This is a genomic window from Aeromonas sp. S41-2, assembly GCF_027705845.1.
GTDB classification, from domain to species: Bacteria; Pseudomonadota; Gammaproteobacteria; order Enterobacterales; family Aeromonadaceae; genus Aeromonas; species Aeromonas hydrophila.
On sequence record NZ_JAPDCG010000003.1, the window covers coordinates 500,955 to 519,062 of the forward strand.

At 53.0% G+C, this 18,108-nt stretch carries 16 protein-coding genes and 1 other RNA gene; 6 read left to right on the top strand and 11 right to left on the bottom strand.

The genetic code is table 11. From position 1 onward, the window contains the following. Nucleotides 1-152: 152 nt before the first annotated feature. Both OKC44_RS10225 and OKC44_RS10230 read left to right on the top strand, forming a co-directional pair. Nucleotides 153-638: a molybdopterin-dependent oxidoreductase gene (locus OKC44_RS10225; RefSeq protein WP_024945295.1), complete on the top strand. Its 486-nt coding sequence runs from the start codon at nucleotides 153-155 to the stop codon at nucleotides 636-638. 2 nt (nucleotides 639-640) lie between these two features. Beyond that, complete coding sequence (locus OKC44_RS10230; protein ID WP_270812641.1) at nucleotides 641-2,563, top strand: putative bifunctional diguanylate cyclase/phosphodiesterase; 1,923 nt, start codon at nucleotides 641-643, stop codon at nucleotides 2,561-2,563. Between the two features lie 113 nt (nucleotides 2,564-2,676). Here the strand turns inward: OKC44_RS10230 and OKC44_RS10235 are convergent, their stop codons facing one another. Next, the gene (locus OKC44_RS10235) at nucleotides 2,677-4,110 is read right to left on the bottom strand and encodes a glycoside hydrolase family 1 protein (RefSeq protein WP_270812643.1); all 1,434 of its coding nucleotides are present in this window, start codon (nucleotides 4,108-4,110) and stop codon (nucleotides 2,677-2,679) included. A 157-nt stretch (nucleotides 4,111-4,267) separates the two neighbouring features. Between OKC44_RS10235 and OKC44_RS10240 the strand changes: the two genes are divergently transcribed. Beyond that, nucleotides 4,268-5,143: a LysR family transcriptional regulator gene (locus tag OKC44_RS10240; protein ID WP_270812646.1), complete on the top strand. Its 876-nt coding sequence runs from the start codon at nucleotides 4,268-4,270 to the stop codon at nucleotides 5,141-5,143. A gap of 4 nt (nucleotides 5,144-5,147) precedes the next feature. Here the strand turns inward: OKC44_RS10240 and OKC44_RS10245 are convergent, their stop codons facing one another. Both OKC44_RS10245 and OKC44_RS10250 read right to left on the bottom strand, forming a co-directional pair. Beyond that, nucleotides 5,148-6,659, bottom strand: coding sequence for a cyclic diguanylate phosphodiesterase (locus OKC44_RS10245; protein ID WP_270812648.1), 1,512 nt, complete (start codon nucleotides 6,657-6,659; stop codon nucleotides 5,148-5,150). 92 nt (nucleotides 6,660-6,751) lie between these two features. Continuing rightward, the gene (locus OKC44_RS10250) at nucleotides 6,752-7,591 is read right to left on the bottom strand and encodes an EAL domain-containing protein (RefSeq protein WP_270812650.1); all 840 of its coding nucleotides are present in this window, start codon (nucleotides 7,589-7,591) and stop codon (nucleotides 6,752-6,754) included. Nucleotides 7,592-7,824: 233 nt separating this feature from the next. On the opposite strand from OKC44_RS10250, the gene OKC44_RS10255 reads away from it, so the two are divergent. Further along, nucleotides 7,825-8,751 (top strand): LysR family transcriptional regulator, encoded by a 927-nt coding sequence (locus OKC44_RS10255; RefSeq protein WP_162498726.1) that lies wholly within the window; start codon nucleotides 7,825-7,827, stop codon nucleotides 8,749-8,751. A 643-nt stretch (nucleotides 8,752-9,394) separates the two neighbouring features. On the opposite strand, the gene ffs is transcribed toward OKC44_RS10255, so the two are convergent. Continuing rightward, an RNA gene (gene ffs, locus OKC44_RS10260) (signal recognition particle sRNA small type) lies at nucleotides 9,395-9,488 on the bottom strand. A gap of 269 nt (nucleotides 9,489-9,757) precedes the next feature. Between ffs and OKC44_RS10265 the strand changes: the two genes are divergently transcribed. Next, the gene (locus tag OKC44_RS10265) at nucleotides 9,758-9,940 is read left to right on the top strand and encodes a hypothetical protein (RefSeq protein ID WP_021230269.1); all 183 of its coding nucleotides are present in this window, start codon (nucleotides 9,758-9,760) and stop codon (nucleotides 9,938-9,940) included. A gap of 278 nt (nucleotides 9,941-10,218) precedes the next feature. Here OKC44_RS10265 and OKC44_RS10270 read toward each other — a convergent pair whose 3' ends face one another. The 5 genes from OKC44_RS10270 to radC form a co-directional block, all read right to left on the bottom strand. Beyond that, nucleotides 10,219-11,013, bottom strand: coding sequence for a hypothetical protein (locus OKC44_RS10270; protein ID WP_085735050.1), 795 nt, complete (start codon nucleotides 11,011-11,013; stop codon nucleotides 10,219-10,221). A 26-nt stretch (nucleotides 11,014-11,039) separates the two neighbouring features. Next, nucleotides 11,040-11,591: a recombinase family protein gene (locus tag OKC44_RS10275; RefSeq protein ID WP_016350879.1), complete on the bottom strand. Its 552-nt coding sequence runs from the start codon at nucleotides 11,589-11,591 to the stop codon at nucleotides 11,040-11,042. A gap of 716 nt (nucleotides 11,592-12,307) precedes the next feature. Next, a complete protein-coding gene (locus tag OKC44_RS10280; RefSeq protein WP_164470740.1) occupies nucleotides 12,308-12,448 on the bottom strand; it encodes a hypothetical protein in 141 nt (46 codons plus the stop codon). A gap of 5 nt (nucleotides 12,449-12,453) precedes the next feature. After that, on the bottom strand, nucleotides 12,454-12,822 hold the full coding sequence (locus OKC44_RS10285) for a DUF2787 family protein (protein ID WP_119197676.1): 369 nt from the start codon (nucleotides 12,820-12,822) through the stop codon (nucleotides 12,454-12,456). After that, on the bottom strand, nucleotides 12,819-13,286 hold the full coding sequence (gene radC / locus OKC44_RS10290) for a RadC family protein (protein ID WP_073350485.1): 468 nt from the start codon (nucleotides 13,284-13,286) through the stop codon (nucleotides 12,819-12,821). The genes OKC44_RS10285 and radC overlap by 4 nt, the downstream gene beginning before the upstream one ends. Before the next feature lie 272 nt (nucleotides 13,287-13,558). On the opposite strand from radC, the gene OKC44_RS10295 reads away from it, so the two are divergent. After that, entirely contained in the window at nucleotides 13,559-13,900 is a 342-nt protein-coding gene (locus OKC44_RS10295) for a hypothetical protein (RefSeq protein ID WP_141116491.1), read from the top strand. 256 nt (nucleotides 13,901-14,156) lie between these two features. Here OKC44_RS10295 and OKC44_RS10300 read toward each other — a convergent pair whose 3' ends face one another. Continuing rightward, nucleotides 14,157-17,330, bottom strand: coding sequence for a type I restriction endonuclease subunit R (locus OKC44_RS10300; protein ID WP_119197678.1), 3,174 nt, complete (start codon nucleotides 17,328-17,330; stop codon nucleotides 14,157-14,159). Between the two features lie 41 nt (nucleotides 17,331-17,371). Further along, nucleotides 17,372-17,941 carry a hypothetical protein gene (locus OKC44_RS10305; protein WP_141116490.1) on the bottom strand — a complete coding sequence of 190 codons (570 nt, stop codon included), beginning with the start codon at nucleotides 17,939-17,941 and terminating at the stop codon, nucleotides 17,372-17,374. Nucleotides 17,942-18,108: the final 167 nt, after the last annotated feature.

Consider the following 18,108-nt stretch of genomic DNA (forward strand, 5'->3'; position numbering starts at 1 on the left):
AGGCACGTGCCGGTTGTGTAATGGATGTGAAGAAAATGAGGCCTTGTGGTTACCTGAAACCATCATCAATAGTCATTCGGAAATGGTCTATGGTTAGAGCGAAACGGCCTCAACAGGCTGGATATCAATAAGTTGCCCATAAGGAACCAACCATGAAAGCGCTAACCTTACCCCTGTTTTACCTCTTGTCTTTACTCTTCTGCGGTCAGGCCTACAGTGCCGATGAGGTCATCCTCAGCGTCGCCGCCAAGGGTTGCTGCAACAACGCCGGCAAGATGGAGTACAGCCGCGCCCAGCTGCAGGCGCTGCCGCAAGCCAGCGTCACCACTACCACTCCCTGGACCAAGGGCTCCCATGTCTATCGCGGCGTCTTGCTCAAGACGGTGCTCGATACCCTCGGCGTCACTGCCGACAAGATAAAAGTGATGGCCCAGAACGACTACTTTGCGGTGATCCCGCGGCAAGATGTCGAGAAATACCCCGTGCTGCTGGCCATCGAGGAAGATGGCAAGGCACTGACCCTGCGCAACAAGGGCCCAGTCTGGGTCATCTACCCCCTGTCGGACCACCCCGAGCTCAATATAGAGCAATATCACAGCCTGATGGTGTGGCAAGTGCTCAAGCTTGAAGGGATGTAACGATGATCAAGGGCAAGTTCCTCTCCCTTGCCTTTATCATGGTCTCCTTTCTGGGGGTGACCATCTGGTCACTCTTCAATTACGATCGCACCTTCAATGACATGGTCAAATACAACCAGCTCTCCGCTTGGTCTCTGGCCCAGCTGGAACTGGAGCTGCACGGTTTTGACGAGCAGCTGTCGCTGTATCGCAGCGGCCAGACCGATGCCGGGCAGTTGAACAAGGCCTATGACATCGCCTGGAACCGGCTGGACATCTTCTTGACCGGACAAGAGACCGCGCTTATTCGTTCCCGCTACCAGGCCAGCGAGAGAGTCAGCGCCTTCTTTGAGGTGCTCAAGGAGTATGAGCAGGACGTGGTCAACCCCACCCCCGATTCAGCCCGGCTGGCCGAGATGGAAGGCAGAATGAACAAGCTGCTGCCTTCCATCCGGGATCTGATGGTGATGAACTTCACCGGCCCCTCCGCCATCAAGCAGCGTCAGGAGCTGCAGCAGTCCAAGGAAGGGCACGTACTGGTACTGGTCGCTCTGCTGGCCATCGGCCTGCTCATCCTGTTCGTGGTCTCCCGGGAGATGAAGCTGCAATACTTCCTGGCCTGGAACGACCCGCTGACCCTGCTGCCCAACCGGGCCGCCTTCATGACCCGGCTGGAGCGGCTGGCTAAGGGCAAACAGCCTGCCGACTGTACCCTGACCATCTGCCTGGTCGAGTTGAACAACTTCAAGGAGGTCAACGACAGCCTGGGCTATGCCGCCGGGGATGAACTGCTCACCATGGTGGCCAACCAGATCAGAGAGTATGCCCATGACCAGGCCTTCATCGCCCGCATGGGCGGCGATGAATTTGCCCTCTTCATCTATGGCGCCATGCCCATCGAGCACCGTGTTCCCTATCTTGTCCGGCTGCTGGATGAATTGAGGCCCACCGTCTTTCAGGCTGATCCGGCACATCGGGTGCGCGTCAGCATGGGAATAAGCCAGCACCCCATCACGGCCCACAAGATCGAGGAGCTGATCCTGTTCGCCGACATTGCCCTCGCCAATGCCAAAAAGCTCAAGGAGAACCACCTGCAGGTGTTCAACCACCGGATGTTCGAACACTACAGCAGCAACCGGAACCTAGCCGCCGAACTGCGTGAACATCTGAATATCATCTCCAACAGCACCCTCTATCTGCACTATCAGCCGGTGATAAAACCCGGCAATGCCTACAACATGGGGGCCGAGGTGCTGATCCGCTGGCACCACCCCGAATACGGCTTCATCAACCCGCTGGACATCATCGCCATGGCGGAGGAGAACGGCCTCGGCGAGCTGCTCGGCAAATGGATCTTCAGCCGGGTCAACCACGACATGTCGCAGCTGCCGGCCAGCTTCGTGGACAAGCTGGAGCTGGCCATCAACCTCTCCAACTCCATGTTCACCCCGGCCCTGTTCCACCAGGTCAACGAGATGCTGCAACAGAGCCCGCTGCGCGCCGAACAACTCATTCTGGAGCTGACAGAAACCATCGCACTCGACGATCTGCCGCTCAGCCAGCGCATCTTCAAGGAGCTCAAACACATCCACGTACGCATCGCACTGGATGATTTCGGCACCGGCTGGTCCTCCTTCTCCTATCTGATGTCCCTGAGCTTTGACAAGCTCAAGATTGACAAGTCCTTCGTCAGCAACATCGAGACCGACCCGCGGCAATTCATGTTCGTCGAGTCCATCACCAAGCTATCCCATCAGCTGGGGCTGGTAGTGGTGGCCGAGGGGGTAGAGAGCCTGCATGAACTGCAGCAACTGGCCCATATCGGGGTGGACGAGATCCAGGGCTACTACTATTCCAAGCCGCTCTCCCCTGCCGAATTTTTCATCTATGCCATGACCCATCTTGCCCACAACACGGAAGAGAGCGTGGACGCCAGCTATCACTGACCTCACATCCCATTGCGGGCCACTCCCTCTTTCACCTCACCGTCTCGTTCCCACCAAAAACAACAGGCCCCACCGGTGGGCGGAGCCTGTCAAAGTACTGCTGCTCGATTTGCTTAGAGCGTTTTGCCGCCCGAGCTTATCACCGTCTGGTACCAGTAGAAGCTGTCTTTTTTAAGCCGGCGCAGGGAGCCGCCCTGCTCGTCACGCTCCACAAAGACAAAGCCGTAGCGCTTCTGGTAGCCGTTGAGCCAGCTCAGGATGTCGATGAACGACCAGGCGCAATAGCCGAGTAGTTCCACTCCGTCCTGCAGCGCCTCCTGGCACGCCTTGACGTGGCTGCGCAGATAGTCGATGCGGTAGTCGTCGTGCACCCGATCTCCCTCTGCCAGCTTGTCGAACTCGCCGAGGCCGTTCTCGGTGATCATCAGCGGCAGACCGTAGCGGGAGGAGAGCCGGCGCAGGGCAATGCGCATCCCGGTCGGGTCGATGGCCCAGTCCCAGTTGCTGGTCTCAAGGTGCGGGTTGGGGGCCGTCTTGTAGAGGCCGGGAATGCCGCTCGAGGGGGTGGTGCCCTTTTGCCCTGTGGTGTTGATGCGCTGCAGGGTCTGGCCGCCGAGCGGGTTGTCGGTGAAGGTCAGGGTGTAGTAGTAGTTGACACCGATGTAGTCGGGCGTCCCTTCCCGCAGCAGCTCGAGATCGCCGGGCAGGATATCCGGCGCCTCGCCGGTCTCCCGCAGGTAGGCAAGCGCCGCCTGCGGATAGCGGCCAAAGCAGTAGGCATCCAGCCACCAGAGGTTGGTGAACTCCTCGGCGTTTTCAAACGCCAGCATGTCTTTGGGATCGCACGACGCCGGATAGGCGGGCGAGTAGGCAAAGCTTGGGCCGATCAGCCCCCCCGGCACATGCTGGCGGAACGCCTTGATGACCCGGGCGTTGGCCAGAAACGCGATGTGGTTGGCGGCAAAGAAGCGCTTGCGATCCTGCACTGCGGGCGGGTGAGTGCCGAGCTGATAGGCGTTGGTCAGGTTGTAGTTCTGCTCGTTGAGCGACACCCAGTACTTCACCTTGCCGGCAAAACGCTGATACAGGGTCACGCAGTAGCGCTCGAAATCCTCGATGATGCGTCGGTCTTCCCAGCCGCCGTATTCATCCTGCAGCGCCTGGGGCAAGTCCCAGTGATAAAGGGTGAGCACCGGCTCTATCTGATGCGCCAGCAGGGTATCGATGAGTTTCTCGTAAAAGGCCAGCCCCGCCTCGTTTACCTCGCCGCGGCCGGTGGGGTAGATGCGCGGCCAGCTCACCGAGAAGCGGTAGGCCTTGAGCCCCATTTCCGCCATCAGCGCCACGTCCTCCTCCATGCGGTGATAGTGATCCACCGCCACGTCGCCGTTGCTGCCCTCAAAGGTCTTGCCCGGCAACTTGGTGAACAGATCCCACACCGAGGGGCCCTTGCCATCGGCGTTCCAGGCCCCTTCCACCTGGTAGGCGGCGGAGGCGGCGCCCCATAGAAAATCGCTCGGGAAGTCGTTGAACTTGTGGTGATGCATCTGGGGTTGCTCCTTCTGCGGCGGTGGCACCTGCCACCTATATCGCGCCGACTAGCGGCGCCCAATGGAATTGGCATAAGCATCGAACAGTTATAAAATTCCGTCCAATGACAAATCAAACCATTCAACATTCCAAACAGGAATCATAGGGGCCGGAATGGAGTTACGGGATCTGAAAGCCTTCGTCACTCTGGGAGAAGTGCTGCACTTCGGTCAGGCTGCGGTGCGCCAGCACGTCACCCAGTCGGCCCTGAGCAAGCAAATACGGCGGCTAGAAGAGGCGCTGGGCGGCGAGCTGTTCGAGCGCAATGCCAGCAGTACCCGCCTCACCGTGCTGGGGCGGGCCCTTTACCAGGATGCCAGCACCTTGGTGGCGGCCAGCGAGCAACTCGGCCGCACCGCCCGTGACGTGCTGGCGGGCAACAGCGGCACCCTGCGCATCGGTTTCGGAGTCGCTACCAAGATCCTAGTGCCCGCCGCCATCGCCCGTTTTCGCACCGAACGCCCGCAGGTCACCATAGAGCTCAACGATCTCTCTACTCACCACCAGTTGCTGGCTCTGAGCGAGGGCAAGCTGGACCTCGGTTTTTGCCGCCTGCCCGCCCCCAAGGGGTGGCACTGTCTGCCGGTGGTGCGGGCACACTTTGTCGCCGTGCTGCCGGCCAGCTACGCCGGCGTGCGCGAACTGGCGGATCTGGTGGACAAGCCGCTGGCTATCTTGCGCCGGGACAAGGCCCCTTCGTTTTATGATCACCTGATGAACTATCTGGCCCAGAGCGGGCTGCGCTTTCGCGATATCCAGTACGTCAACGACTTCGCCGCCGGCATCGCCACCGCCGCCGCCGACATCGCCTGGACCCTGGTGCCCTCCTCCACCACCATAGAGCACCCGGATGTGCTGACCCTGCCGCTGCGTGATACCGAGGCGAGCTGGATTATTGGCCTCATCCGCCCGCCCCACAGCAAGGGCCCACTCATCGACGCCTTCTGGCAGATTGTCGCCGATCTGAGTCAACCGGGCCCTGCGTCATAGCAGGCTAACCCCGGCTGCCGCCCGATAGATGCATGTCGTGCTGCGCAGGCAGACAGTGAGCGATGAAGGTATCTAGCGGCATCGGCTTGCCGTAGAGATACCCCTGAAAGCGATCGACCCCTGCCTTTCTTAACAGTGCTACCTGCGCCGGCGTCTCAATGCCTTCGGCAATGACGCTGGCACCAATGCGATCTGCCAGGTCCATGATATTCATCACGATCTGATAGGCCATCGTGCTCCGTTCAATGTCCTGCACGAACAATCTGTCTATCTTGATGGCACCGATAAAAGACGAATGGATGTGCTTTAGGGACGAGTAGCCAGTGCCGTAATCGTCCACGGCAAAGCAGACACCGGAAGCTTGCAGAGATCTGAATGCCCCCATCAGTACCGACTCCGAGTGATGCAATTGTGATTCTCGCTCCACCAGCTCAAGACATAGTCTGGGTTTGTCTCCTCTTTCGAACGCCTTCAAAAACGCTTCGCAGGCTGTTTTCAGGGAGGGATTAAGCAAATGTGAAAGGGTAACATTGAAATTGATGGTGAACCCCGGCGGCAGTGTGACGTCAGCCACGCTGATTTTTTCGGCAACAAATGCCATCAACCATTCCGTCATAGGAATGATGGATCCGCTCCGTTCTGCCTGGGTTACAAACTCAGCAGGGCTGAGCAGCCCGTATACAGGATGACACCACCTCACCAGCACTTCGCTACCAATTACCGCTTGTGACCGACTATCAACCACGGGTTGGAGATAGGGTATGAATTCATGGTTGGCAATCCCCTTGCGTATATCGATCTCAGTGAAATCAATGCCGACAAGCCAGTGCCGTATCAGCATATATGCAACAAGCGAGAGAATCATGATGGCCACCATCAACCAGCCATAGCTATCCATCATGGCCATGATGATATAGAGGTCACCTTCAATATAAGGAACAATACCAAAACCGTATTTATCTGAGTGACTCAATACGGTAGCAGGGGGAGCTCTCTCAATCTGCAGCCCCGTCCCCTGCAACAACTGAGTGTCATGTATCGTGTCTATGGTCAGTTTATAATTGACGATATTGCTCAGTCTATTGTTGTCGGCAATCAGATCCGCTATATATCTTGCATCGATGAAGGCCATGATGCTGCCACTTGGGCCATGTCGAGAGAGCAAAAATACAGGATGACCGAGTATGACATCAAGATGAACACCTTCCTGCCGTGCCGACGCGTTAAGCCTCGAGACAATACCAGCAATATTCAGGCTGTTGTCTTTGTAGGATGAGCAAATTTCACCGGATTGATCCAGAAAAGAGTAAATCATGGTATAAGCATTACGGGTTGCGGTATCAACCAACATCTTTGTCAGCTCGGGGCAGCCCACTTTTTTACTGCGCACCACTATGTCATCCATCCCCCCTTCAACCACTTGAAAAATATTGTTAATACCCAATATAGCTCGACGGGCATCTCTGTTGCTCTGCGCAATAATATCTCGTTTTTCATGATTGAATACTGCGTACATGGCAACGATAGAAAATATAATACACATCGCAAGGGCAACCGCGTTGCATATGCTTGCATTCAATCTGAACAAGCGGTGATAGTGAACCCACTTCACAATGATTGCAGGTCCATCAAGTTGACACTTCTTGGTCTGGCGTAATAAAAACCCTGCACTGCCCAACAGCCAGTGGAGAGCACCACCTCGCTCTGCCTCTTTGTTTCCACTTTGCTGACAATGGTTTTCATCCTGAAAGTCTCCTGCAATGACAACAATGCATCTTTGAAAACATTTATCTCGCTTTGCAACAAAGGGGGCGTATCAAACTTTACACAACTGAATATCCCACTCGACAGGTAACGCTCACGCCAGTCACCACCTCGCCAATCGAAGTTGTCCATCACCAAAATGACGCCATGTTCATGCAGTTTCACCAACGTGCTTACTGGTAATGCACTTGATATAAAAGGATACTGGCTGACTTCTATATGGAGCCTGACACCATGATCTAAAAATACCTCCGAAAAGTAAATCAGAGCATCCCCAAGCGCATATAACACTCTGGATTCTACTTTAAAGAATAAAGCGGTTGATTCTTCTCTCAAAGCATTCAACAGTGCATCGCTTAATTGCAACAATGTCAATTCGACAAGCGAGATGGCATCACAACTATTGTAAAAGGCAACCGCAGACTGGGTGTCATGAGGTCGATAGAACAACTCAGATAATCGCTCATCCGCAACAGCAGCACCACTTAAAGATGCATCCATATTATTTCTTATGAAATCGGCAGTGAACAACTCCTGCACAAGCGGTTTGAGCGAATGTATGATGGCTGGGTTGAACAAGGATCGGCGTTTTGCATTGAATGATTCGATTTGTTCAATCCCTATCAGCCGATAGGGTTGCAGATCAACACCCTTATCTCTGAGCTCCGCAATCAAACCAGACATAACTCCCCTCCGTGCTTTATACAATCATAAATAAGCCCATCTGAATCCAATAGCTGGCGCATACTACAATAACGTATTTCTTGATGATTTATCCTTTTTGCCTTTTTACACAGGTATGGCAAAACTGTCACCACAAAAAAAATATATGTCGTCATAACAATTCTTGTATATCAAGCCATTCAAGAAACATGAAATAATATCTCTCTAACGTTACTTTATTATTGTGGTCAGAGATGAAAAAACTTACATCCATAAAATTAAAATCACTCATCATTGCAAAAACAGTTGATGAGTTGCAAAGCATGAGCGCGGCCGCAGTCAAATTCAATTCTCACCAACCATACGTCAGCAAGATCATCAGTGATCTGGAGAAAGGTCTCGGTTTTAAAATATTTAATAGAGACAATGCTGGTGTGACCACCACCACAATGGGGAAAAACTTCATTGAAAAAGTGGATAACATTCTGATGGCTTATGGTGAACTGGATAATTTTATCGCGGGCTATAAAAACTCGGCCTGTGGTGAAGTTTATATATACGGAGATGACCTTGCCTTGAATTTCATCGCCAGCAAGATTTCACCTTGTTTGACGACAATACAGGGAGATGTCAGCATCAGACTCATTGCAACCCTAGGAGAGTATGCGCCAGATAACAATGATGAATGGGATCTGATTGTCTCTTCCACAATACCCAAGGATGATAACATCATTGTGAGAGAGATTGCCGAGATAGGCTATAACTGTTTTGCCTCACCAACCTTGTTCAATACCACTTTTCATGATCCCTCCTTCCTTAGCAAGGCAGCCTGTATCATTTGGGAAGATAACATGCTCCCGGCAAAAGATGGGAGGCAGTGGATATTTACCATCGACAAGCAACAGGTCAAAATTGATATCGCAGGCAAGATCAGTTGCAACAACATGTCAACCGCTATCGAAATGTCAAAAAATGGTCTCGGCATTATTTATGTACCCTACTACACGGTACAGGAGCATCTCGATTCAGAAAGGCTAATACCACTCTTCGATTACCGGTTGAATCATTATCAAAAGATATATCTCATTTATCGACGTAGAGACAATCAACCCTTCATCGTCAATCAGGTGATCGATCACATCACCGATTATGTGCAACATGCACTGCCGCTCACATGTTGATTATCTCGGTCTAAATTGCCTGACCACAATCCAAGAGAACATACATAGCCACGGAATATCTTGCTATCCCAGCACAAAGGCAGGTCGAACAGCGCCCCCACCCTGTCATTCTGGTGATGCCCGGCACACTCCACTGATTAAACCGCCGCAGCGTAAATATTTACACAACGCCACTGGTGTCATTGCCTGTCACCCGATGAGCCGCGAGCATTAGTGCCTGGATGAAGATGGCTCTGGCTGCAGGCTCAAAGAGCGGCCCTCTTCTATTGGGATATCTACGACTTTGGCCAGGAGGAGTGGTACAAGCGACATAACCGCCTGAGCCATCATCTTGGCCAGTCACGGCTGCCAGGCGGTCTCTGGCTGTGCGACAGGCGACGCACCAGATGTTGGTCTGAATTTGGCCAACAACTAGGTCACCTTGTGGAAAGCACAAGGCTTGTCATGGGTATGCAGGGATTTTTTGATCTCTTTACGATGACCACCGGGGAGCGTGGTGACTTTCCGGTAAGCCCAGATACAGTGGGGACTGAGCCAGAGATTCACAGAGAAGACTTCTGATCCATCCACACAAAGTGGATTACCAAGAGGTCTTAAGGGGGTGACTAGCTGTAACTTATTGAATTGCAGAAACAAGTGGTGGCCCTACCAGCCACATCCCGGCACTCGAGTCCCCCGCCTTGGCTGCTACCTTCCGGTCCTGACCAGGTCGACGGGTTATCAATGCGAGCCCAAATAAATCAGGCACTTGGGGATGGAACTGATTGCCATCACAGTGTTCTGAAACCTCAACAAGCGAGAATCCGCCGCAAGTACGGTCATCCACATCAAGTGGACATGCTTAAATTGGTAACAAACAGGCCAATCCTACCCGCCCTCTCCCGTACACTGCAAGCACCTCATTACAGGCCCCATCCCCTCCCTCAAAAGCTCAACAATCAACCCAATATTGAGCAAAATGAAATCTAATGGTAACTTTGGGTCTCACTTAAACCCGAGGTGACATATGGCTACGAACACAGGCAAAGGCTATCGACAAGGTTCCGTCAACGACCGTACCCAAGTTCAGAATCCGGTTAATGGGAACTGGACGAAACGCGATACGGATAGCGGCAAGTTTATCGAGCAGAAACAAGGTGGGGAGCCCTTCAAAGGGGTAGCCAAAGAAACCGACAACCGCCGGAAGTGAGTTCATCGATGACCGACCAGTGTTCTTGTGGCCAGCCCCTCAACCATTCAGTTGTGTTCCATCAAAACGGGCAGAAACTCAAAAGCTGCCCGAACTGTTCAGAGCAGGCTGGCGTTCATGTGTTCTATCGGGCAGGAGAATTCGGATTCAGACGGATGGCTGGTGTAACCAGGATACAATCATGGTGCCGTGGTTGCCGAGCCAAGCACCGCTACCGGCTTGATGCCTTGCATACCTGCTAAAGAAAAGGAGCTCTGATGTGAGCTCCTTCAAGTCTACTAGGCCAGAATCGCCACTGCCGGAAACAGCAGAAGCAAATGGAACACCAACAGGATCGGGGTAGGATAGCCCTGTGCCTTCCCTAGCGCCTCTTTCGCCTCTTCTGCAAGGTTATCGCTGTTGCGGTAACTGGGAATCAGGAAGAGCAGAGCCAAGCCAATGTAGACCATGACTTGGCTGGCCAATATCCAGGAGTCATAGCCTAGCTCCGACAGAAACTCTGATGTTTTGAGTCCAACGTCATAGCCGAGGCCAAGATCATTGGATAGTCCATAAATCCTTGCAAAGTGTGCAGAACGTTCAATGCTGATGAACCATCCGATCACGAATCCTGTCGCAGTCATCGCAACAGTAGCCACACCGATCATGCGGCTCAGCGGGTCTGTGAGTACGGCAGCCTGGAGACGCTTTTCGTAGCCAATAAAGACCAGAATGGCCCAGTGCAGAGTACCAACTACAACAGTGCCCATGATGATCCCAAACCCTGCGTTGTAGTTAATGCTCATCCCCATGCGAGGCAGCAGAAACTGCCAAGCGAGCACGAGAAGTGCCGTCAGCCACAACCCCCACAGGTGAGCCCTCAGCATGCCCGAGAGATAGGCGTTATAACTGCAGATCCCGCCCCGCAGATAAGGGTTGTTGTTGACCTCGCTTGAATTGGACGGAAGTTCTAGTCGCACAGATTGCTTTAACCAATCGCGATAGCGGGCCCACTTACCTGCGACCTGTGCCGATGCAGTTTCCCGCTGCTCGAAGAACCGGCCGGACTCTTGTTTCGTCTTCTCTTGTTCCATGTCGTTTTCCTTGTTGTCAAAACTATTCATTCGCCAGACAGTCCACGCAAGATCCGCTGCACACTGGAGAGACTGATCCCCGTTCGACGTGCGATTTCGGCCTTGGCTAGTCCCCGTTCAGCGAGTGACAGCACCTCCTCCCCTTTAGCCATGGCGGTCGGCTTGCGACCTTTGTAGACCCCACGCTGTTTTGCCATTGCAATCCCTTCAGCCTGACGCTCCAGCATCAGTTCCCGCTCAAACGTGGCGATGGCACCGATCATGGTTAACATCAGTTTTCCGGTAGGTGTCGAGGTATCGATACCCAGATTCAAAATCCTCAGAGCAACCCGCTTAGCGTGCAGGTACTCCGAGATCTCCAACAGGTGGCGAGTGTTGCGAGCCAAGCGATCCAGCTTGGTCACCATCACCACGTCTCCCTCACGAACAAAATCCAGCATCAACGAGAGCTGCGGGCGATCATCCTTGGCCCCGCTCACCTTCTCCTGAAAAATCTTGCTGCACTCGGCCAGTGCCTGAAGCTGGGCATCCAGGCTCTGCCCCACAGTGCTGACACGTGCATATCCCACCAGTGCCATGGTCTCCTCCTGGTCAATAGGGCAAGGTACACTGACGCGACCTGTCAAAAGGTCCAAAGGAACCCATGTGACCGGCAAAAAGTCCTGCTTTCGCTCGCGTTACATGGCCTTGGTCTATTGACCTGTGCCAGTGATACAAATGAAAACGGGCCGCTCCGTGATGGAGGGCCCGCAGGGGTTTTTAGGTGCCCATAAAGGGCCAGAGATATCTGTTTACTACATATGTTAGAGCTACTCGCCGAGGAGCCTAATGACAAAGGGACTCGTTTTTATCTGAATGGTACATATGTACCATGCAGGTAGCGTCACCCCATCCTAACGAATCAACGGACTCGTTATGACCTGAATGGTACATATGTACCATGCAGGTAGTCTCGCACCATCATGACGAATTAACAGACTCGTTATGATCTGAATGGTACATATGTACCATGCAGGTAGCCTCGCCTCATCCTGACGAATTAACGGACTCGTTATGATCTGAATGGTACATATGTACCATGCAGGTAACGCCACCCCATTCTGTCAGCATGACGGACTCATAATTATCTGAATAGTACATATGTAGGTTGCAGGTTCGACTTAATGATGTGTTGTACTACCAGGCATCCGCAATACCTTAGCCAATTCAGCCTTCTTGACCTTACGTTGCTGGTGAATAAACAGAGTGCCACTGGTCAATACTGCCAGGGCCAAGGAACTCAGGATCATCTTCTTCATTGGTATTCATCTCCATTCATGTTGTAGAAGTGTGGTGGCATATAGCGAGCCATCATCGCGTTGACGATGACCGATGCAAATGCCGTCAATGCCGCTTTCAAGGCATCGAGCAGCAGGGCTTTCGTGAAGTCGTTCATAACAGTCACTCTTGGGAAATATCCAAGTGGTAAACCTCCATCCGGTAATAGGTGAGAAAGTTCCTCTCCCAGAGCCGGTAGAGGTCCATGGTTGTGGCCAACGGCCGTTCTCCACACCAGGGGTCGTAGAACACCCCAGCGGCGAAGTCGAAATCCAGCGACTTAGTCAGCTCATCGGTGACATAGCAGAACTCCGTCACATAGAGGAGCCCCCAACTCCCAGCCCGTTTCTCCAGACGAATTTCGACCGGACGGTATCCACCAGTGTCGGCGGAATAATCGGGACTTCGGAAGTTGAGGGTCAGGGCAGTGGCATCGGGGTAGCTGCCGATGATCTTGTCGAACAGAGCCTGTAGCTGTTTGGATGGGGTCATAGCAGCCCCCTATCGGCAAACGAGACGATGTCGTGCTGTCCCACCACAAAGTGGTCGAGCACTCGCACGTCAACCATCTCGAGCAACTCCTTGAGACGAGCTGTGACAGCCTTGTCGGCATCCGAGGGATCGACCATACCAGAGGGATGGTTATGGGCCAGAATGACCGCTGCGGCGTTTTTGTTGAGAGCCGCCTTGACCACCTCACGGGGGTGAACGGTGCCAGCATTGATTGTGCCGAAGAACAGCTCTTGGTAATCGAGTAGCCGATGCTGATTGTCGAGCAGCATGACGGCGAACACTTCCCGCTCGTATTCACCCATCTTGAGCCGAAGGAAGTCTGCTGCCGCTTTGGGCTGAGTGAAGGCATGGCCCAGATGCCGCTGTCGGCTCTCCAGAATGGCCAAAGCTTGATTAATGATGTGATCGCCCTGTCCGGGGTGATCATCATAGTGGTGTGTCATAACAGTAACCTCGCGTCGTTTGGATACACGAGTTACTTATGCCAAGAACACTCCGCATTATTGATAAATTAAATACTGGACATTCAGGTATAAGCCCAGTGATGACTCACCCAGCACCCTCTTGTCAATATACCTCAAGCAATGTTATTAATTACTTGGGTTGATAATTCCAGGTAAAACAGGGATCTGTTTAATCCACATGGTGTTTGGCAACACATTCGACTTACGGCAATCGATATAAGCCAAACGAAACCAACCATGAGGAAACACCTATGCGTTATCAACACGAAGCACACAGCAGCTATTTGTTAATGAGTCGCACACTGGCGCAAAGTTTGCCCGGCCAACACAAGCTGAATATTCTTTTTTCAGATTGTGACCATGCTGGCACACAAGCATTGTGGATTGTACCTTGTGATGAAAATCCGATTCAGGGCCGTCTATTCGGTGAATTAAACGTAACACCGCAGCAGATTGCCAAAATCCATGAAATCATGGACTTTTATGGTGTTGATGGCGGTGTTGCCCAGAATACGATGGCTACCGATATGGCTCCATTACCGGTATTGAGATGCGTTGCAGATACTATCTTTCATTGCGTCAGATCGCGCTAAATTACTTGAGCTGCTTGCTATAACCCCAAGGGGTCCTTCGGGACCCCTTGTTCATTCAACAGTTAAGATTACCCAACCGATTACAACACCAAGCGAGGTAATTAATCTGCCGATTTCTATGCATTAATACGATCTTTTCTATGCTACCGATGATAAGAAAAGTTCATAGATATGCCTCAAAATCGGCAGTTGACCATAATCACCTCTTCCCCCTCCTGTTATTAGGCTGGGGAACAATGGTGCCAATTAACCCAACTTAATTCTGATGGCTCAATCCCCCCTGCAAGCCTTTGAGCAAGATATCCAGGAGTAGGCTCTGGATACGGTTGGCCGCCTCGGGTCGAGAGAGGTAGTCCAGCGACATGCCGTTTTGGATATCCATCCGCTCGATCACGGCCGCATCAACCGCCTTGGGATAGTCACCCAGCATGATGGCGTCGCGGGGGTTATTTCGCACCTGATCCATCAAGGGCTGGTTTTCCGCAATCTTGCTGGCCATCCCCTGTAGCCAATCCAGCTTGTCCCCATCAGTCACCTCTGTACCAAACAGATCGTTCAATTGCTCCAGGATGTGAGAGAGGAAGTCTTTCTTCTCCTCTTTTGCTTTGGCACTGCCGAGTGCCGAGATGCCCTGCAAGCCATTGCCGCTTGCGTCAGCTTTGAGCTTGAGATCCTGAGTTCGTTTGGCCTTGAGGTTGTAATGGCTCAGCAACACTTGGGAGAGGTCAATCTCGTCCTCCTCCAGTACCTCCTGACGCAGCATCGGCAGCAGGTGGCGGGCGAACACGCAGAGCCGTTCCAATGATTCATCATCAAAGGCGGTGATCTGGGAGACAAACTCATAGAACCGCACATAGCTGTTGAGATCTTTCTTGAATAGGTCTAGCTCACCCCTGGCTTCGGTCGCTTCTTTGACCCGACGTTCGGCATTTACCTTGTCAGTCGCAGACCCACCTTCCCGCTCGATGCGTTTAAGCATCTGGCGACACTCCCGCACAGCCTCACTGGCCAGTTTGTAACGCTTGGTGAACCGTTCGACAGCCGGTTTGATATAACCAGGCAAGGCTTCGGCCCCACGCTTGGGATCGAAATAGGCATCACTAAACGCCCCCACCTCGCTCCAGGTAAAGATACCCGTCGCTTTCAGCTTGTGGAACAGGTCATAGACCAGATTGGGATCGGATACGGTATCGAGGGTGGCTGTCTCAAAATATTTTTGGAACTCCTCCAGCACATCCTGCGGATCATTCACAAAATCGAGCACAAAGGTGCTCTCCTTGCCGGGATAGGTGCGGTTGAGGCGAGAAAGGGTCTGGATGCAATCCACTCCTGTCAGCTTCTTGTCCACATACATGGCACACAGCTTGGGCTGATCGAAACCGGTCTGAAACTTGTTGGCCACCAGCATCACCTGATAGTCCTGGGTATCGAATGCCTTACGCATGTCCCGCCCATTAAGCTCGGGGTTCATGTTCCGCTCGTTAAAGCTCTGCCCTTCCTCTTCGATGTCGCCAGAGAACGCCACCATGGCACGAATAGCACCATAGCCTTGCTCTGTTACATACTTGTCGAACGCCAGCTTGTAGCGAACCGCCTCCAGCCGACTCGACGTCACAACCATCGCCTTGGCCTGCCCTCCAAGGAGATTGGCCACGTTGGTGCGGAAATGCTCAACGATGATCGCCACTTTCTGGCCGATATTGTGCGGGTGTAGCCGCACCCACTTGGATAGCCGGATGCGAGCCTTCTTGGCATCCACTTCCTTATCCGCCTCCTCTGCCTTCATGGCAAGTTTGTAGGCAAGCGAATAGTTGGTGTAGTTCTTTAGCACATCGAGGATAAAACCCTCCTCGATAGCTTGACGCATGGAGTAAACATGAAATGGCTTGGGCTTGTTATCCGGGCCAAGCGGCATCGCCGGGTTCACTGGGCGGCCAAACAGCTCCAGCGTTTTACCCTTCGGGGTTGCCGTAAAGGCGAAATAGCTGATGTTCTGGCTGCCGCCACGAGCGGCCAGCGTCATGTTCATCACATCTTCTCCGCTGAGTTCCTCTTCCCCATCCAGCTGCTCGGCCATCAAGACTTCACGCAACTGACGAGCCGTGCTGCCGGTCTGGCTTGAATGCGCCTCATCGGCAACCACCGCAAAGCGAGAGCCTTTCAGTGTGGTTGATTCCTGAATGGCCTTGAGTACGTGCGGGAAGGTTTGAATGGTGACGATGATGATGGGCGTGCCACTGGCCAGTGCCTCGGTCAGTTGTGCCGACTTGGAGCCATCTCCCTCTTCCCGGTTGATGCGACTCACCACCCCATCAGCATGGTCAAACTGGGCAATAGTCTCTTGCAACTGGCTGTCGAGCACCGTTCTATCGGTAATCACAATCACCGAATTGAACAACTTCTTCCCTTTATCCAGGTAGAGCGAGGCCAGCTGATGGGTCAGCCAGGCAATCGAGTTGGATTTGCCAGACCCTGCCGAGTGCTGGATAAGGTACTTCTGACCAGCCCCCTCCTGTCCCACCGTGGCCAACAAATTCTGAACCACTTTCCACTGGTGATAGCGAGGGAAGATCATCGTCTCTTTCTTCTTCTGCCGCCCCAGCTCATCCTCTTCCACCTTGACCTCAAGGTGCAGATAGCGACTCAGTATCCGCAGGAAGTTATCCGGTTGCAGGATCTCTTGCCACAGATAACCGGTAGCAATGCCCTCCTCACCATTCACTGGCAAGGGCTGATCATTGCCCGCCCCACCCTCACGGGTGCCCTGGTTGAATGGCAGGAAGAAAGTCGAGTCGCCCGCCAGTTTAGTGGTCATCGCCACCTCGAACTGATTCACTGCAAAGTGCACCAGCGCCCCGCGGCGAAAACTCAGTAGTGGCTCATCACGCCCATTGGTCTTGGGCAGACGATCTTCCCGATACTGTTTCTTGGCATTCTCCAGCGACTGCTTGAAGCAAGATTTGAGCTCCAGTGTCGCTACCGGGATGCCGTTCAAAAAGAGGGTCAGATCGATACGGCCATCATAGCCATGGGGGCTATAAACCAACTCGGGCACCACCCGCAGCCGGTTGGCTTGATAGCGAGCCAGCAGTTCTGGATTCAAGTCATGATCAGGCTTGAAGCTGGCGACCTTGAGTCGATGGCCGCGATCTTCAATCTGGTTACGCAGCAACCACAGGGTTCCCCCTTCACTGCGTTTCAACTGACGTACCGCACCATCCAGCAGGTGGCGTTCCGGCTGTTCGTCATAGAACTTGCTGAACTTCTGCCACCCCTCCGGCTGGCTCTCTTGCACAAAGGCGATCAAGTCTTCCGGATAGAGTGCTCGCTCTTTGTCGTAGTGAGACGACTCACCCACCAGCCAGCCCGAAGCAGCCAGCTGCTCGATAATATGGTCTTGAAACGCCTTTTCCCGTGCTTTGTTATCCATTGTTATTCCAGTCATAAATAAAGATGGTCAACCAATATCGCTTAATCGTTCCTTCCCCAAGCGTCGTATTCCATGTTTGACAAACCATAAGTGCCGTGCCGAATTTTGGCTTGTGGTTTACCAAATCGGCCGATCTCTTCAGGTGCAGCGGTACGTGCCAAATAAGCGGCAATATCGGGATCGTGACAGGTATTTGGCAGCTTCACACCTGATGCACCCACAGGCCTTTTCGGGCAGCGTTGTTCCAGATGCTGTTTGTATTTCTTTTTACCAACGCTGACTTTGCAGTAAGGACAGATACATTGGCCCGGTGCAGCCTGGGACAACGAAGGGGCTGCCACCTCTTTCTGACTTTGGGTTGCGATAGAGGGATGCATCTTTTTGATATGTTTGTTGAGGTTCTTTTTGCCGACCTCAGTTTTGCAGTGCGGGCAAAGCATTCGGTCATTCGCAATAGGTGCCAAACTCTTGCTTTTTCTCGCTGCTGCTTTCGCCTTTTGGTTCTTTTCGCACTCCACTAGATGCTGCACTAACTGGGCGGGATCTACCGGTCTTTGGCAAAACTTACACTTTTTCGGAACAAACGCAGCAGAGCTAATGCTGGGTTTCATCGGCCCTAATCGGGGGGCAAACGTCCGCGGCTCACGAGTGGTGAGTGGTATTGGTTCGTTATGACTGGGAGAAAGCTCTCGACGAGCGGCTTTCCAATTGTGTTTGGTCACCAAGTGGACAAACAGCTCATCCTCACGAACTACCTGTTGGCATTGATTGCAAACCA

What these genes read in the sequence shown, in the direction of transcription:
- OKC44_RS10225 (WP_024945295.1), top strand. Translation starts at nt 153, where the DNA reads ATGAAAGCGCTAACCTTACCCCTGTTTTACCTCTTGTCTTTACTCTTC.
- OKC44_RS10230 (WP_270812641.1), top strand. Translation starts at nt 641, where the DNA reads ATGATCAAGGGCAAGTTCCTCTCCCTTGCCTTTATCATGGTCTCCTTT.
- OKC44_RS10235 (WP_270812643.1), bottom strand. Translation starts at nt 4,110, where the DNA reads ATGCATCACCACAAGTTCAACGACTTCCCGAGCGATTTTCTATGGGGC.
- OKC44_RS10240 (WP_270812646.1), top strand. Translation starts at nt 4,268, where the DNA reads ATGGAGTTACGGGATCTGAAAGCCTTCGTCACTCTGGGAGAAGTGCTG.
- OKC44_RS10245 (WP_270812648.1), bottom strand. Translation starts at nt 6,659, where the DNA reads ATGTACGCAGTATTCAATCATGAAAAACGAGATATTATTGCGCAGAGC.
- OKC44_RS10250 (WP_270812650.1), bottom strand. Translation starts at nt 7,591, where the DNA reads ATGTCTGGTTTGATTGCGGAGCTCAGAGATAAGGGTGTTGATCTGCAA.
- OKC44_RS10255 (WP_162498726.1), top strand. Translation starts at nt 7,825, where the DNA reads ATGAAAAAACTTACATCCATAAAATTAAAATCACTCATCATTGCAAAA.
- OKC44_RS10265 (WP_021230269.1), top strand. Translation starts at nt 9,758, where the DNA reads ATGGCTACGAACACAGGCAAAGGCTATCGACAAGGTTCCGTCAACGAC.
- OKC44_RS10270 (WP_085735050.1), bottom strand. Translation starts at nt 11,013, where the DNA reads ATGGAACAAGAGAAGACGAAACAAGAGTCCGGCCGGTTCTTCGAGCAG.
- OKC44_RS10275 (WP_016350879.1), bottom strand. Translation starts at nt 11,591, where the DNA reads ATGGCACTGGTGGGATATGCACGTGTCAGCACTGTGGGGCAGAGCCTG.
- OKC44_RS10280 (WP_164470740.1), bottom strand. Translation starts at nt 12,448, where the DNA reads ATGAACGACTTCACGAAAGCCCTGCTGCTCGATGCCTTGAAAGCGGCA.
- OKC44_RS10285 (WP_119197676.1), bottom strand. Translation starts at nt 12,822, where the DNA reads ATGACCCCATCCAAACAGCTACAGGCTCTGTTCGACAAGATCATCGGC.
- radC (WP_073350485.1), bottom strand. Translation starts at nt 13,286, where the DNA reads ATGACACACCACTATGATGATCACCCCGGACAGGGCGATCACATCATT.
- OKC44_RS10295 (WP_141116491.1), top strand. Translation starts at nt 13,559, where the DNA reads ATGCGTTATCAACACGAAGCACACAGCAGCTATTTGTTAATGAGTCGC.
- OKC44_RS10300 (WP_119197678.1), bottom strand. Translation starts at nt 17,330, where the DNA reads ATGGATAACAAAGCACGGGAAAAGGCGTTTCAAGACCATATTATCGAG.
- OKC44_RS10305 (WP_141116490.1), bottom strand. Translation starts at nt 17,941, where the DNA reads ATGAAACCCAGCATTAGCTCTGCTGCGTTTGTTCCGAAAAAGTGTAAG.